Origin of the sequence: Kribbella sp. NPDC051936 (genome assembly GCF_040680955.1) — a bacterium.
Classification (GTDB): Bacteria; Actinomycetota; Actinomycetes; order Propionibacteriales; family Kribbellaceae; genus Kribbella.
Genome location: NZ_JBFAXS010000014.1, coordinates 14770 through 29778 on the forward strand (window position 1 = coordinate 14770; position 15009 = coordinate 29778).

The 15009-nt window shown below is 70.4% G+C and carries 18 protein-coding genes; 12 read left to right on the forward strand and 6 right to left on the reverse strand.

The genetic code is table 11. The annotated features are described in order from the left end of the window. Positions 1–50 precede the first annotated feature (50 nt). The 4 genes from AB0L64_RS38295 to AB0L64_RS38310 all read left to right on the forward strand — a co-directional run bounded on the left by AB0L64_RS38295 (position 51) and on the right by AB0L64_RS38310 (position 2952). A complete protein-coding gene (locus AB0L64_RS38295) occupies positions 51–758 on the forward strand; it encodes a TetR/AcrR family transcriptional regulator (protein WP_355701122.1) in 708 nt (235 codons plus the stop codon). A 283-nt stretch (positions 759–1041) separates the two neighbouring features. Then, on the forward strand, positions 1042–1335 hold the full coding sequence (locus AB0L64_RS38300; RefSeq protein WP_363717873.1) for a hypothetical protein: 294 nt from the start codon (positions 1042–1044) through the stop codon (positions 1333–1335). Continuing rightward, positions 1335–2342, forward strand: coding sequence for an SPFH domain-containing protein (locus AB0L64_RS38305; RefSeq protein WP_363717874.1), 1008 nt, complete (start codon positions 1335–1337; stop codon positions 2340–2342). Before AB0L64_RS38300 ends, AB0L64_RS38305 begins: the two co-directional genes overlap by 1 nt. Positions 2343–2346: 4 nt before the next feature. Beyond that, a complete protein-coding gene (locus AB0L64_RS38310; protein WP_363717875.1) occupies positions 2347–2952 on the forward strand; it encodes a CGNR zinc finger domain-containing protein in 606 nt (201 codons plus the stop codon). On the opposite strand, the gene AB0L64_RS38315 is transcribed toward AB0L64_RS38310, so the two are convergent. Continuing rightward, positions 2945–3655 carry a hypothetical protein gene (locus AB0L64_RS38315; RefSeq protein WP_363717876.1) on the reverse strand — a complete coding sequence of 237 codons (711 nt, stop codon included), beginning with the start codon at positions 3653–3655 and terminating at the stop codon, positions 2945–2947. The genes AB0L64_RS38310 and AB0L64_RS38315 overlap by 8 nt on opposite strands. A 237-nt stretch (positions 3656–3892) precedes the next feature. Between AB0L64_RS38315 and AB0L64_RS38320 the strand changes: the two genes are divergently transcribed. From AB0L64_RS38320 to AB0L64_RS38340, 5 genes are all read left to right on the forward strand, one after another. Continuing rightward, positions 3893–4519, forward strand: coding sequence for a TetR family transcriptional regulator (locus AB0L64_RS38320; RefSeq protein ID WP_363717877.1), 627 nt, complete (start codon positions 3893–3895; stop codon positions 4517–4519). A 104-nt stretch (positions 4520–4623) separates the two neighbouring features. Then, on the forward strand, positions 4624–5580 hold the full coding sequence (locus AB0L64_RS38325) for an ROK family protein (RefSeq protein WP_363717878.1): 957 nt from the start codon (positions 4624–4626) through the stop codon (positions 5578–5580). Further along, a complete protein-coding gene (gene nagA / locus AB0L64_RS38330; RefSeq protein WP_363717879.1) occupies positions 5577–6707 on the forward strand; it encodes an N-acetylglucosamine-6-phosphate deacetylase in 1131 nt (376 codons plus the stop codon). Before AB0L64_RS38325 ends, nagA begins: the two co-directional genes overlap by 4 nt. Then, the gene (locus AB0L64_RS38335) at positions 6695–7609 is read left to right on the forward strand and encodes a hexose kinase (RefSeq protein ID WP_363717880.1); all 915 of its coding nucleotides are present in this window, start codon (positions 6695–6697) and stop codon (positions 7607–7609) included. Before nagA ends, AB0L64_RS38335 begins: the two co-directional genes overlap by 13 nt. An 8-nt stretch (positions 7610–7617) precedes the next feature. Further along, complete coding sequence (locus AB0L64_RS38340; protein ID WP_363717881.1) at positions 7618–8454, forward strand: class II fructose-bisphosphate aldolase; 837 nt, start codon at positions 7618–7620, stop codon at positions 8452–8454. A gap of 7 nt (positions 8455–8461) precedes the next feature. Here the strand turns inward: AB0L64_RS38340 and AB0L64_RS38345 are convergent, their stop codons facing one another. Continuing rightward, a complete protein-coding gene (locus tag AB0L64_RS38345) occupies positions 8462–8716 on the reverse strand; it encodes a hypothetical protein (RefSeq protein WP_363717882.1) in 255 nt (84 codons plus the stop codon). Between the two features lie 74 nt (positions 8717–8790). Here AB0L64_RS38345 and AB0L64_RS38350 point away from each other — a divergent pair, with 74 nt between their 5' ends. The 3 genes from AB0L64_RS38350 (at position 8791) to AB0L64_RS38360 (ending at position 11264) form a co-directional block, all read left to right on the forward strand. Next, entirely contained in the window at positions 8791–9348 is a 558-nt protein-coding gene (locus AB0L64_RS38350) for a hypothetical protein (protein ID WP_363717883.1), read from the forward strand. Positions 9349–9424: 76 nt separating this feature from the next. After that, entirely contained in the window at positions 9425–9949 is a 525-nt protein-coding gene (locus AB0L64_RS38355) for a hypothetical protein (RefSeq protein WP_363717884.1), read from the forward strand. Then, on the forward strand, positions 9906–11264 hold the full coding sequence (locus AB0L64_RS38360; RefSeq protein WP_363717885.1) for an APC family permease: 1359 nt from the start codon (positions 9906–9908) through the stop codon (positions 11262–11264). The genes AB0L64_RS38355 and AB0L64_RS38360 overlap by 44 nt, the downstream gene beginning before the upstream one ends. Here the strand turns inward: AB0L64_RS38360 and AB0L64_RS38365 are convergent. From AB0L64_RS38365 to AB0L64_RS38380, 4 genes are all read right to left on the reverse strand, one after another. Beyond that, positions 11230–12276, reverse strand: a complete 1047-nt coding sequence (locus tag AB0L64_RS38365) for an ABC transporter permease (RefSeq protein ID WP_363717886.1) — start codon at positions 12274–12276, stop codon at positions 11230–11232. The genes AB0L64_RS38360 and AB0L64_RS38365 overlap by 35 nt on opposite strands. Beyond that, positions 12273–13151, reverse strand: a complete 879-nt coding sequence (locus tag AB0L64_RS38370; protein ID WP_363717887.1) for an ABC transporter ATP-binding protein — start codon at positions 13149–13151, stop codon at positions 12273–12275. The genes AB0L64_RS38365 and AB0L64_RS38370 overlap by 4 nt, the downstream gene beginning before the upstream one ends. Beyond that, a complete protein-coding gene (locus AB0L64_RS38375) occupies positions 13148–13540 on the reverse strand; it encodes a GntR family transcriptional regulator (RefSeq protein ID WP_165549724.1) in 393 nt (130 codons plus the stop codon). The genes AB0L64_RS38370 and AB0L64_RS38375 overlap by 4 nt, the downstream gene beginning before the upstream one ends. A 158-nt stretch (positions 13541–13698) precedes the next feature. Continuing rightward, positions 13699–15006, reverse strand: coding sequence for a deoxyribodipyrimidine photo-lyase (locus tag AB0L64_RS38380; RefSeq protein ID WP_363717888.1), 1308 nt, complete (start codon positions 15004–15006; stop codon positions 13699–13701). Positions 15007–15009: the final 3 nt, after the last annotated feature.

The window sequence follows — 15009 nt, forward strand, 5'->3', positions numbered from 1 at the left end:
TGTTCACTCTATGCTCGTCCCCTACGGTGATGTCAAGGAGAGTTCTGACGGTGGACAGCCGGGATCGGCGACGCGCGGCGACGGTGGCGGAGATCAAGGCGGCGGCGCGCCGGCTGCTGGTGTCCGGCGGTACGGCGGCGGTCGGTCTGCGGGCCGTGGCCCGTGAGCTCGGCCTCACGCCGCCGGCGCTGTACCGGTACTTCCCGAGCCACGAGGCCCTGATCAGCGCACTGATCGCGGAGCTGTACGACGAGCTGACCGCGGCGCTGATGGACCTGCAGTCCACGGACGGCGAAGTGGATCTCGGCGCCCGGCTGTACCTGCTCGCCAACGGCCTGCGGGACTGGGGCCTGGCGCACCCGGCCGAGTTCGCGCTGCTGTTCGGTACGGCGGTGCCGAGCCCGGACGCGGAGGACCACGAAGAGACCCCCGGGCATCAGGCGGCGATGCGTTTCGGCTCGGTGTTCAAGGAGCTGGTGGCGCAGATCTGGCACTGGAAGCCGTTCCCGTACCCGCCCGACGAGGTGCTCGGGTCCGAGCTGGTCGCGCAGCTCACCCGGGAGTCGGAGCACTTCGGTGGGATGCCGGCCGGCGCGATCTACCTGTCGCTGACCTACTGGACGCGGCTGTACGGCTTGATCTGCATGGAGATCTTCGGCCAGCTGCACTGGGTGCTGCCCGACGCGGCGGCGTACTTCGAGGCGCAGCTGTTCGAGATCGGCCAGGCGCTCGGGCTGGACTGCCCGGCCCCTGAGTAGCGGTCCGGACAGAAAGAAGCCCGCGAGCGCTTCCAGGGACACGACCGGGTGGCCGAACTCTGGGTCAGGCGGACTGGCCTGACTGCCCGCGGGCCCGGTGGCGGCGTTGGATTGGCCGACCACATGCCCACTAACTTGTGGTTGGCGGTTAGCCCGCCGCCACCTCACGAGTCCGATAGCAATTCATGCGTTGGACCACCTCCCTTCGCGTGTACTGCGAACCTACTGCCACGCGGTTCGCCCTTCAACCGTTTTTCGCCCAGGGATGAACCACAATCAGGACATGATCAGACTCGGACTGCCGGCGATCGTGCTGTTGATCGGAACCGCCTGGGTTGCGTGGGCGTCGTACCGCCGGGCCGTGAACGCGGAGCAGGCACTGGCCGAGCTGAACGCCGAACACCGGGCGCTGATGCACGAGGTCAGGGCGCTGGAGCGGGCGGTCGCGGCTGCGGAGCAGGGCCTGCGTACGCTCAGCTCGCATCCGTCGGTGCCGCGGGACGTGGCGGTCACCGCCGACCTGACCCTCGCCGATGTCCGGCGACTCTTGAAAGAACACAAGGAGCTAGACGACTGATGGCAAAGCTGGGGAACGCTGCTGCGGCGATCAAGCCCAAGGGGGGCGGCAGCGGCAAGGTCAAGGTGATCGGATTCCTGATCCTCGCCGTGATCGTGGTCATCGTGCTGTTCAACATCTTCAACTTCGCCAACACCGACGCGAACCGGATCGGCCTGCACTACGGCGGCGGCGTGATCGAGGACAAGAAGTTCAAGTCGGTCGTTCCGCCGGGCTCGACGAACAAGATGATCGGTCCGGGCGACACCCTGTACACGTACCCGATCGACCAGCGCTCGTACATCATCGGCGGCGACGGCGCGGACACCGACGCGGCCGACGAGGTCACCGTGGTCAGCAAGGACAACGTCCGCCTGGGCGTCCGTGTCCAGGTCTACTTCACACTCAACCGCGACAAGGACGTGCTGAAGTCGTTCCACGAGCGGATCGGCCTGAAGACGGACGCGTACGAGGAGCAGGGCTGGAACGACATGCTGCAGAGCTACTTCCGCCCGCAGATCGACCGGGCGCTGTCCGCGGTCGCGACCAACTACGGCTGGGCGGAGCTCTACAACAACGAGAAGATGAAGTCGCAGTTCCAGTCCGCGGCGGCCAAGGAGTTCACCCGGCTGCTCCCGGCCGCGGTCGGCGGCGACTACTTCTGCGGCCCGGGGTACAACGGCAACAACGACTGCGGCGAGCTGTCGTTCACGGTGCAGAAGCCGATGCCGCTGGACAAGGGCATCATCGACGGCCTGGAGGCCAAGCAGCGCGCCGAGCTGGCCCGCGCCACCCAGGAACAGAAGAACCAGCAGGTCCAGGTGGAGCTGCAGTCGGTCCAGCAGCAGGTCAAGCTCCTCGGGCCCAACGGTTACCTGCTGAAGTCCGCGATCGAGTCGGGCAGCGTCCAGTTCATGGTCATCCCGCAGAACGGCAACATCAGCATCCCGGTGCCGACCACGACCAGCCAGCAGCCGACCACGCAGCCCTCGCAGCCGACCACGCAGCCCTCGCAGCCCGCGCGGTGACACGATGAGTGCGCTGCCGTCCCATGTCGAGCTGGTGCAGGGCGTCGTCCTGCCCAAGCCGGTCGGCGCGCACCCGGTGCTCGACTTCGTCAACACCCGGTCCGAGTGGACAGGCAGTGGCCCCGCCCGGACCGAGTGGCTGACGTCGTACGAGGCCTTTCTGATCTGGAACTCGTACGTCGGCCTGCTGTCACCGGCGACCGTGCTCCGCCTGATCGAGCAGGCCGGGGCGGGCGAGGCGGCGCGGCGGCTGCAGGCCACGCTCGACTTCCGTGCCGAGCTGTACGACGTGCTCACCGGGCAGGCGAGCGATCACGCCTTCGAGGCCGCGGCCCGGCTGATCGAGAAGGCCTCCGGCCGACGGCACCTCGCGCGCTCCGAGGGCGGCGCACAGTGGGAGCTGCCCGAGGACCTGGAGCTCCCGCTGCACAACCTCGCCGTCCGGGCCGGTGAGCTGCTCACCGGCCAGGACCGCGCGCACGTCCGTACCTGCCCTTCGTGTGGGTGGCTGTTCCTCGACCCGCGGGGCCGTCGCCGCTGGTGCTCGATGGCGACCTGCGGCAACCGCGCGAAGGTCCGCGCCCACGCCGCCCGCACAGCAGCTAGTTGAACGCCGCCGGGTCGACCGTGATCCACGTGTGCTTCGCGCGGGCCAGGACGCGGCCGTCGGCGTCGTACAGGGTGCTGGCGGTGTAGGTCTTGCGGCCGTCCTCGCCGAGGTAGCGGCCGAGCGCGACGCACTCCTCGCCGGCTTCCGGCCGGGCGTCGACGCAGGCGGTGAGCTGGCCGAGCACGGACGGGCGTCCCTCGAGGTCGATCGTCCAGCCGCCCGGGCAGTCCAGAGCTGCCCACAGGAACACCTCGTCGACCAGGCCGTCGGTGGCCAGATCCGCGGCGGGCGTCCACGTGCACGCCGTCCGGCCGTCGCCGATCGGTCCGGGCTTCAGCTGCAGGCCCTGCCGGTTGGACGGCCCGCAGACGAAGCAGGTCGGGAACGGGTGGCCGTGCAACCCGCGGTACGACGCCTCGGCCGCGCGGGCCTCGTCGGGTCGCACCGGATCGATCGTTGCGTCGGCGAGGAAATCGCTGTCGATCGGTACCGCTTCCGCGACCACGGCGTCACCGTCCGTGAGCTTGCCGGCCGTCAGTTCCAGGTCCTTCTCCAGCGGCGGCGGCATCCGCAGGGTCACCTTCGGGACCGACTCCGCCCCGAGTTCCGCTGCGAATGCGGTCCCGACCCGGCCGGCGACGTACCCGCCGTTGCCCGACCGCTCCGGCCCCTGGAACCGCCGCTCGACCCGCACCAAAGTCATGGCTCGCGAGCATAAGGCACTCACAGTTTTCACTCGTTCGCGCACGGGCTGTGGTGGAGGTGTGAAGGAAGAGGTCGATGGGAAGAAAAGGGTTTCAGAGAAATCTGAGGATTTCTCGGGACAAGTGAGCTGAGCCCTCCAGTTCAAACGACCGTTTGAACTATGCTGACTGCAGGCTACTGCGCGTGAGCAGGTGGGGTGCCTGCGCGAGCAGTAGCCGGGGGGAAGGAGAACTCTGTGGAGACACCGGTCGAGACGACCAGGGAGAGGTTGCTCAACGTCGCCGAGCAACGGTTCGGTGAGGGGGGCTACGAGGGAACGTCGCTGCGGGCCATCACGGTCGCGGCAGCCGCGAACATCGCGGCGGTCAACTATCACTTCGGTTCGAAGGAAGCTCTGCTGCGCGCCGCCGTGTCTCGAGCGATGGCCCCGGTCAACGCCGAACGCCGGCGCCGGCTGGACCAGTTGGAGGCCGGCGGGTCGCCGGCGCCGGAGGCCCTGATCCGGGCCTTCGTCGAACCCGGCCTGGAACTGGTGCTGCGCCGCGGTGAGCGTGGCGCCGTGGTCGCGCGGTTCATCGGCCGGATCGCCTTCGATCCGAGCCGGCGGATCCGGGAGCTGTACGCGGCCGAGTCGGAGCCGATCGAGAGCAGGTACCTGGCGGCCCTGCAGCAGGCACTGCCGCAGGCGTCACCCGACGCCGTCGCCTTCGGGTACGCGAACATGCTCGGCCTGCTCGCGCTGCACCAGTCGCAGGCCCTGTCCCCGACGCCGGGTGCCGCCGGCCCCGAGGATCCGGGCAAGCTCGCGGAGAACCTGGTCACCTTCCTGGTGGCCGCGTTCGACCACGGACTGGGTTCCTGACGCCGGAATCGACGGGACCACGTGCGCATTGGTCCGGGTGAGTTTTGTCCGGGTTTTGCTCATGGATGTTCGGACTGCCGGGTAACGCTGCATAATGGCGCTCCGTGGACCCCTGTGAAGTCGTGGTTGCCGTCGACCTCGGTGGAACCCGGATGAAGTGCGGCCTGGTCGCCGCGGACGGTGCCGTGCTGCACCGCGAGACCAGGCCGACGCCCCGGGCCGACGTACGTGACGGCGGCCGCGCCGTGCTCGACGCCCTGCTGGAGACCGTCGTCGAGCTCAGCCAGAAGGCGACCGCGGAGGGGCATCGCGTGCGCGCCATCGGTGTCGTCGTGCCCGGTGTGATCGACGCCGAGCACGGCACCGTCGGCGCCGAGAACCTGGAGTGGGTCGGGACGCCGGTGCTCGCCGAACTGAAGGCGGCGGTCCGGTCGACGGGCGGCGACGACGTGCCGATCGTGCTGGCCCACGACGTCCGCGCCGGCGGGTACGCCGAGCTGCGCCAGGGCGCCCTGGCCGGTACCACGAACTCGATGTTCCTGCCGCTCGGCACCGGGATCGCGGCCGCGATGATCGTCGACGGCTCGCTGGTCAGCGGCGACGGGTACGCCGGTGAACTCGGCCACTCGAAGTTCATCCACGGCGACGCCGCCGAGCTCTGCGCCTGCGGTCAGTGGGGCTGCCTCGAGACAGTCGCGTCCGCGGCGGCCCTGGCCCGGCGGTACGCCGCCCGCACCGGGAGGACCGTCGACGGCGCCCGCGAGGTGATGGAACTGCTCGCGGCCGGGGACCCGGACGCCGCGCAGGTCTGGCAGGACGCTCTGGCCGCGCTCGTCGACGCGCTGGTTCTCTACACGACTCTGGTCGCGCCGACCCGGATCGCGATCGGCGGCGGTCTGGTGGGCGCCGGCGAGACGCTGCTGCAGCCGCTGCGCGAAGGTGTGCATGCGCGCCTGACGTTCCAGCGCGAGCCCGAGATCGTGGCGGCGGTGCTGGGCGAGGAAGCCGGCATGCTCGGCGCCGCGCTGATGGCTTGGGACCGCGCTGAGGAGGCTTCGTGACCACGTACCGCGTGGGCCGTGTGGTGACGCCGGACGACGTTCTGGAGAACGCCTGGATCCAGGTGGACGGCGAGGACATCCGCGCGTTCGGCCGCCGGTCCGAAGGGATGCCGGCCGACGGCAAACGGCCCGAGGACCTCGGCGACGTGACCGTCGTCCCGGGGTTCGTGGACATCCACACGCACGGCGGCGGCGGGTCGACGTACTCGACCGTCGATCCCGAGGAGGCGCGCAAGGTCGCGGCCTTCCACGCCAAGCACGGGACGACGACCACGCTCGCCAGCCTGGTCACGGCGCCGCTCGACGAGCTGGTCGCGCAGACAGCCTGCCTGGCGGAGCTGATCGCCGACGGCGTGATCGCGGGCGTCCACCTCGAGGGGCCGTTCCTGTCCGAGGCGCGCTGCGGTGCGCACGAGCCGTCGCTGCTGCGGCCGCCGCTCGAGGACGACGTCGCGAAGGTGCTGAGCGACGCGGTGAAGATGGTGACGATCGCGCCGGAGCTCGAGAACGGGCTGGACGCGATCCGTCAGGTCGTCGACGCCGGCGCGGTCGCCGCCCTCGGGCACACCGACGCGACGTACGAGCAGATGGTCGCGGGCGCCGACGCGGGCGCGACCGTGGCGACCCACCTGTTCAACGGGATGCGGCCGTTCCATCACCGCGACCCCGGCCCGGTCGGCGCCGCGCTGAACGACGAGCGGCTGCTGCTCGAGGTGATCAACGACGGCATGCACCTCGACCCGCAGGTCGTCCGGGTCGCGCTCGCCGCGGCCGGTGTGAACCGGATCGCGCTGATCACCGACGCGATGATGGCGACCGGCATGCCGAACGGCCGGTACCACATCGGCAGCCTCGCGGTCGACGTCAAGGACGGCCTGGCGACGCTGGCCCACGGCTCGCACTCGATCGCCGGCAGCACGCTGACCATGGACGTCGCGTTCCGGAACGCGGTCAAGGCCGGGGTGTCGCTGGTGGACGCGTCGCGGATGGCCTCGACGACGCCGGCCCAGACGTTCGGCTGGTACGACGTGGGCTCGATCGAGACCGGGAAGCGGGCCGACCTGGTGCTGCTCGACGACGAGTACGCCGTCCAGAAGGTGATGCGGGCCGGGTCGTGGCTGGACTGATCGGCACCGTCACCCTCAACCTCGCGCTGGACGTCACCTACGAGGTCGACGAGTTGCGGGTCGGCGGCAGCCACCGGGTGGACCGGATCCGCAGGCGCGCGGGCGGGAAGGGCGTGAACGTCGCGCGCGTCGCGGCGACCCTCGGGCACCAGGTGCTGGTGCTCGGATTCGTCGGCGGCGTCACCGGTGAGCTGGTCGCCGAGGAGCTGTTCGACGCCGGGCTGACCGCGCTGCTCACCCCGATCGCCGGCGAGACCCGCCGTACCGTCGCCATCGTCAACGATGTGGACGGGGACGCGACGATCTTCAACGAGTCCGGGCCGTCGGTGACCGCGGACGAGTGGCGCGCGTTCGGCGACCGGATGCCGTGGGGCCGGCTCGGCGTGCTCGCCTGCTCGGGCAGCCTGCCACCGGGACTGCCGGCCGACGCGTACGCCGAGATCGCGGTGCGCGCCCGGCATCACGACGTCCTGACCGTGATCGACGCGGGCGGTGACGCGCTGAGCGCCGCGGCCCGCGCCGGTGCGGTGGTGCGCGCGAACGCGGCCGAGCTGCGTGCCGCCATCGGTGACGTCGAGGTCGAGGAGGGCGCGTCCGAGCTGGTCGCGCTCGGCGCGACCGCGGCCGTGATCACGGACGGGCCTCGCGGCATGGTTGCTGCGAGCAACAAGGGTGTTTGGCGGGCGCTGCCGGTGAAGACCGTCCGCGGCAATCCGACCGGCGCCGGCGACGCGTGTACGGCGGTCGTCGCCGCGGCGATCGCGGAGTCGCCCGAGCCCGACTGGTCCGTCGTCCTCAAGTCCGCGGTGGCGGCGTCCGCCGCCGCGGTTCTGACGCCCGTTGCCGGCGACATCGATCTCGCCGCCTACCGGCGTTGGCAGCCTCAAGTGACTGTGAATTAGGAGAACTCATGCCGTTGGTATCCGGTGCCGAGGTCGTGCTGGCCGCCGCCAAGGCTGGCCGTGGGGTCGGCGCGTTCAATGTGATCCAGCTGGAGCACGCGACCGCGCTGATCGCGGGCGCCGAGCAGGTCGGTGCGCCGGTGATCCTGCAGATCAGCGAGAACGCGGTGAGGTACCACGGCGCGCTGAAGCCGATCGGCGTCGCGACGCTCGCTGCGGCCGCCGCGTCCTCGGTGCCGGTCGTCGTGCACCTGGACCACGCGATGGACCGGGACCTGGTCACGGAAGCCGTGCAGCTCGGGTTCACGTCGGTGATGTACGACGCGTCGAAGCTCGAGTACGCCGACAACGTCGCCGCGACCAGCGAGGTCACCGCCTTCTGTCACGACCACGGGGTGTTCGTCGAGGCCGAGATCGGTGAGGTCGGCGGCAAGGACGGCGTGCACGCGCCCGGTGCCCGCACCCGCCCCGACGAGGCCGTCGCGTTCGCCGAAGCCACCGGTGTGGACGCGCTCGCGGTGGCCGTCGGCTCCTCCCACGCGATGACCGAGCGGACCGCGACGCTCGACTTCGAGCTGATCGGCCGCCTGCACGAAGCGGTCGCCGTACCGCTCGTCCTGCACGGGTCCTCCGGTGTCGCGGACCCCGACCTCACCCGCGCGGTCGAGGCCGGCATGACCAAGGTCAACATCGCCACCCACCTCAACAACGTCTTCACCGACCAGGTCCGCCAGGTTCTCGCCGACAACCCGAAGCTCGTCGACACCCGCAAGTACCTGGGCCCCGCCCGCGACGCGGTAGCAGCCGAAGTCGCCCGCCTCCTCGGCGTACTGAAGGCGGTCTGAAGCCGGTCTAGAGGGTCGCGCTGCCGCGGGTCCAGTGGGCGCGGAGGTCGTCGCGGGCGCGCTGCACCTCGGCGCGGGCGGCCGGGTCGGGGACCTCGAAGTCCTCGATCAAGCGGGTGAGCGCGAGCTCCAGGGCCGCGACCAGCGCGTCCTCCTCGGTGAGGTCGGCCTCGGCCACGCCGCGCAGGCCGGCCGCGAGCGCGGTGAGCCCGGCCCGCTCCTGGTCGGTGAACCGCACCTGGATCTCGGTCCTGGTGTCCACGCTGTCCTCCTCGACGGTTGGTACAGTCATGGTGCAGTGCAACGACCGTGTTGCACAAGAGTGAGGGGCCGCGGATGACGGTGGCGGTGGACGAGACGCTCAGGACGGCGACCATCGCCGTCCTGGCCGAGCACGGCTGGTCCGGTGTGACCCTGGAGCGGGTCGCGGAGAAGGTCAGGCGGTCCCGGGTCACCCTTTGGCGCCAGGGACTGACCGTCGAGACCCTGCTGGACTCGCTGCTCGACGCGCTGGCCGACGACTACCGGGACACGATGTGGCCGGTGCTGGCCGGCTCCGGGACCGGGCGCGAGGGCCTGGTCCGGACGCTGGAGGCGTTGTTCGACGTGATCGACCGGCATCTGCCGCTGATGCTGTCGTCGGATCTGGTCTTCCACCAGGAGCAGGCACGCAACGGGCCGGTCTCGTTCCTGGATCCGTTCGAGCGGTTCCTCCGCGAGGGCGAGATCGACGGCACGCTGCACCCGCACGGGCGGGTCAGCGACGTCGCCGAGGTGCTGATGGTGTCGGCGGCCTTCACCTACGTGCACATGCGCGGCCGGCACCACTGGTCGCGGTCCCGGGCCCGGCGCCTGACGCTCGACCTGGTGCTCCGCGGCGTCGTCGAAGCGTGAAACATGCCTGTTGCATTTTCTGCAACGAGCATGTTTCACTGGCGGCATCGACAACCGTTTCTCGCTGGAGGCCGCCATGACACTTCCGTACGCCGAACCGCTGGTTCGCCTCGAGCCGCAGCCGCGGGTGATCCCGGAACCGCCCCGCGTCGGTGAACCCGGCGGACCGCACTGCGGTCTGTGCGACTGGCTCGCCGACTTCGAGCACTCCGAGCACGAGCCGCCGATCTGGTACGACGACAACTGGGCGCTGTGCCGCGCGACCGGAGTCACCATCCCCGGGCTGGTGTGGCTGGCCAGCCGCGGCCACCACGACTCGTTCGCCGACCTGCCCGACGACGTCGCGCAGAGCTACGGCCCGGTCGTCGCCCGGATCGAGCGGGCGATCCTGTCCGTCGGCGACATCGCCCGCGTCCACGTCTACCGCTGGGGCGACGGCTCCGCGCACTTCCACGTCTGGTTCTACCCGCGTCCGCTCGGCATGCTGGAAGCGCGCCGTGAGATGCTCCCGCTGTGGGCGGAACTGATGCCCGAAGCTCCGAAGGAGGCCGTCGCCGATGCCGAAGCCAAGATCGCGGCGGCAATGGCGGCGGGCATCTGACGTGAACAACGCCCAGCACGAGCAGCGCCGGCCCGACCCGGGGCAGGCCAAGTCCGGCACGGACCGGCAGGCGTCCCCGGCCGGCGCCGGCTTGGCGCGGCGGTTGGGGCTCGGGGACGCGGTGCTGATCGGGCTGGGGTCGATGGTGGGGGCCGGGGTGTTCGCCGTCTGGTCACCCGCTGCTCGCGCGGCCGGCTCCGGCCTGCTGATCGGTCTCGTGATCGCCGCGGTTGTTGCCTACTGCAACGCGGTGTCGTCGGCGCAACTGGCGGCGGTCTACCCGGTGTCAGGCGGGACGTACGTGTACGGCCGCGAACGCCTCGGCGAGTGGTGGGGGTTCGCGGCCGGCTGGTGCTTCGTGATCGGGAAGACCGCCTCGTGCGCCGCGATGGCACTGACCTTCGCCACCTACGTTACGGACATCAACTGGTTGCGCCGGCTGATCGCGCTGGCGGCGGTCCTCGCGCTCGCGGCCGTCAACTACCGGGGCGTGACCAGGACGGCGCGCCTCACCAGGATCCTCGTCACCTGCACCCTCGCGATCCTCGCCCTCGTGCTGGTCGTCCTGTTCACCGGTGCGCCGCAGCAGCACGCGACGGCCGGCGCCACGCCGTACGGCGTCCTGCAGTCGGCGGGCCTGCTGTTCTTCGCGTTCGCCGGCTACGCGCGGATCGCGACCATGGGGGAGGAGGTCCGCGAACCGGCGCGCACCATCCCGCGAGCGATCACGATCGCGCTGGTCATTGCCATCGGCATCTATCTCGCGGTCGCCCTGGCGCTGCTCCGCTCCGGCGACCCCGCGTCGACCGCGGCGCCCCTCGCAGCCGCGGTCGACGGGGCCGGTGCGGTCTGGGCGGTACCGGTCGTCCGGATCGGTGCCGCGCTCGCCAGTCTCGGCGCCCTGCTCGCCCTGATCGCCGGCGTCGGCCGCACCGCGCTCGCCATGGCCCGCAATCGCGACCTGCCGTCCTGGCTGGCCGCCGTCCATCCCCGCTACCAGGTCCCGCACCACGCCGAGCTCGCGCTCGCCGTGGTGGTCGGGATCCTGGTGCTCAGCACCGATCTGCGGGGCGTGATCGGCTTCTCGTCCTTCGGTGTCCTGCTGTACTACGCGATCGCGAACGCCTCCGCCTTCACCCAGCCGGCCGAGCAGCGCCGCTGGCCGCGGGCCGTCAACGTGCTCGGCCTGACCGGCTGCGTCGTGCTCGCGGTCACCCTGCCCTGGACGTCGGCGCTCGTCGCCGCGGCCTTCCTCGCCGCGGCCCTGGTGGTACGGCGGTTCACGACAGGTCGCGCCGGATCCGCCAGAAGCTGAACCCGCACAGCAGCAACGCCAGCCCCAGGAACAACCCGAACTCACGCCACTGCAGATTCCAGAACGTGTTCGCCGTGTAGTACCGCACGTGCTGCCGGTACCCCTCGTCGGCGAGCCGGTGGTAACACGCGCTCCGATCCGCCGGGCTCGTCCCCTGCTGGGTCATCCCGGGCGGCACGGGCGCGCAGTCGATCACCCAGGACGGCAGCGTGCTGACCGCCTTGCCGGACTTGTCCACGGTCTCGTCCGACAGCTTCCAGGCGCCGACCGCCCCGGTCGCGACCTCGAGCTCCTTCACCTGCGGACTCGGCCCGTCCCCGGTGAGCCCGAAACCCCGGACGTTCTCCGCGGTCGCGACGATGTACTTGTCCGTCGGCTCGAGCAGATGCGGCCGGATCAGTGTCGGTGTGAGGATCTGCACCAGGATCACCACGGTCAGAGTGACCGCGAGGGCGACCACGGTACGCCGGATCACGAGCCCCGCCGCGACACCGAAAGCGAACGCGAACGCGGCGTACCCCACCGGGACCGGCCCGCGGCCGGAGAAGACCGACGGGAACATCCGGGGGAGGTAGGTGTTCGAGTCCTGCCCGGCGTTGATCGCGCTGTCGATCGGGTCGGACCACCAGGTCACCGCCAGGCTGAGCAGCCCGGTGATCGCGATCGCGGCGCCTCCGGCCAGGCCCAGCTTGGTCGCGAGCCAGCGCCTCCGGCCGATGCTCTGGCTCCACACCAGCCGGTACGTGCCGGTCTCGAGTTCCCGCGCGACCAGCGGCGCTCCCCAGAACGCTCCGATCACCGGCGGAGCGGCGTACAGCAGGATCTGGCCGATCCAGTACAACAGTGGGTTGAGCCGTTGGAAGCCGAGGTTCTGGATGAACGAGGTGGTGAGCCGCCGGTAATCGTCGGCGAGCCCCGGTCCGGTGATCGCGAGCGTGATGCCGGCCGCGAGGATCACCGCGGCGACCACCAGGAACTGGACGCGGAACTGCCGCCATGTCAGCCAGATCATCGCTGCACCTCCAGCGCCGGGCGCTCGGGCTGGACGTCGCGGCCCATGTAGGCCAGCACCAGGTCCTCGAGCGTGAGTTGGGTGACCGTCCAGGCCGGATCCAGGATCGGCCTGTCGGTCCGGATCAGATACGTCGACTGCCGGTCGGTGTGGCTCGCGGTCACGACGTGCTGATCGCGCGGCAGATCCTTCTGGTCGCGCCGCGGCCCGGTCAGCCGGAAGTGAGTCGCGAGCAGCGTGTCGATCTCGCCGCTGACCTGGACGCGGGACTCCACCAGCACGACCAGGTAGTCGCAGGCCCGCTCCACGTCGGAGACCAGATGCGAGGACAGCACCACACTCAGCTCCTGCTCGGCGACCGCCTCCATCAGGTCCTGGAGGAACTCGCGCCGGGCCAGCGGATCCAGCGCGGCCACCGGCTCGTCGAGGATCAGCAACTCGGGGCGCTTGGCCAGGCCGAGCGTCAGCGCGAGCTGTGCGCGCTGACCACCGGACAGCCGCCCCGCCCGCTGCTTCGGATCGAACCGGAGGTGCTGGATCCGTTGCTGTGCAAGGGATTCGTCCCACGCGGGGTTGAGTCGCGCGCCGAGCCGCAGATGGTCCGCGACACTCAGCCGGCTGTACGTCGGCGTGTCCTGCGCGACGTACCCGACCTTGGCCTGCTGCGTCCCCGCGGCCGCTCCCAGCACCTCCACTGATCCGGCGCTCGGCGTCAGCATCCCCACCGCCAGATTCAGCAACGTGCTCTTACCGGCCCCGTTCGGCCCGACCAGCCCGACGACATGCCCGGCCGGCACCTCCAGATCACAATCGGTCAGCGCCCACCGCCGCCCGTACTTCTTCCCCAGCCCCTGGGCTCGCACAACCGTGTTCACGCTATGTCCTCCTGAGCGGCGGACCGAAAGGTGGTCAGGAACAGGGCCTCGATGCTTTCGTCGTCGAGGCCTGCTTTGCGGGCCTTGGCCAGCCAGCGGCGGAGGTCCTGGCGGAGGGGGCCGTGGGCGGCGAGCGTGTTGTCGGTGAGTGTGCGGGTGACGAACGTGCCGCGCCCGGGCCGGGCCTGGACCAGGCCCTCGTGCTCCAGTTCGCGGTACGCCTTGAGCACAGTGTTCGGGTTGATCGCCAGCGCCGCCACCACGTCCTTCACGGTCGGCAGCTGGTCACCCTCCCGCAGCAGTCCGAGCCGCAGCGCGTTCCGGACCTGCTGAACGATCTGCTGGTACGGCGAGACCCCCGACCGGCCGTCCAGATGGAACTCGATCATCCATAACCCCATTCATCTAGGTAACTAGCACTATAGATGTGCAGGGCAAGTGGACGTCAAGGGGCGGACGCGCAGCACTCACCAACCGCGCGGACCGCGGGGGTGCTGAGCGTGAGGTGAGCCGCCGAGCGGCGGTTGACGAGTGCCGGCGGTCCGCGTCAGCGGATCGCGTCGTAGCGGCGAAGGGATTCCTGGCGCGCCTCGGCATGATCGACGACAGGAGCGGGATATCCGTCGGCGCCGCCGTGCTTCCACGGCTCGTGCGCGGCCTTGCCCGCGAGGTCCCGCAACTCCGGGACCCACCGCCGGACGTACTCGCCCTGCGGGTCGAACTTCAGCCCCTGCGTGATCGGGTTGAAGATCCGGAAGTACGGCGCCGCGTCCGCGCCGCAGCCGGCCACCCACTGCCAGTTCAGCGAGTTCGATGCGAGATCGCCGTCCCGCAGCGACTGCATGAACCACCGGGCGCCGTGCTTCCAGTGCACGTGCAGGTCCTTCACCAGGAACGACGCGACGACCATCCGCACCCGGTTGTGCATGAACCCGCTCCCGGCGAGCTGCCGCATGCCCGCGTCGACGAACGGGAAGCCGGTGCGGCCTTCGCGCCACGCGTCGAACAGCTCGTCCGGTTCGTCGTACTGCATGTTGTCGAACTCGGACCGCAGCGGTTTCCACGCGGCGTGCGGGTTGCGGGACAACAGGTCCGCGCAGAACTCGCGCCAGGCGAGCTCGCGCGCGTACGCCTTCGCGCCGTCGCTGCGCCGGCGGGACAGGTCCGCGAGCATTGTCCGCGGGTGGATCTCGCCGTACTTCAACGGGATCGACATCCGCGACGTGCTGTCGAGGTCGGGCCGGTCGCGCTGGTCGTCGTACTCCGCGACGCTCTCGAGGTAGTTGTTCCAGTGCTTCAGCGCCGCCTGCTCGCCGGCGCCGTCCGCGTCGCCGTCCGGCAGGTCGTCGCCGTCGGCCTGCACCCAGGTCACCTTCGGCGGCGCGTCGACGGGCTTGCGCCACCCGTGCTCGAGCCAGGCCTTGAAGTACGGCGTGAACACCATGTACGACCGGCCCTGCTGGTTCAGCACCCGCCCGGGCGCGATCGCGTACGGCGAGCCGGTGCGCACCAGCGGACAGTTCAATGCGGCTTCAACTTCTCGGTCGCGCTGCTGCCCGTACGGCGCGTAGTCGGCGGCGATGTGGACGCCGGCCGCCCCGACCTCCTCCGCAAGGGCCGGGACAACGGTTGCCGGATCGCCCTTCCGCAGCACGAGCCGGCCGCCCATCGACTTCGACAGGCTGCGCAGCGACGCGGCCAGATGCTCCCGCCGCGGGTCGCCGGATCGCTCCCAGAGCAACGGATCCAGGACGAAGACGCCAAGAACCCGGCCGTCGCCGGCGGTCACCGCGTCCAGGAGCGCGGGGTTGTCCGTCAACCGGAGGTCTCGCCGGAACCACATCACCGATGTCATCGA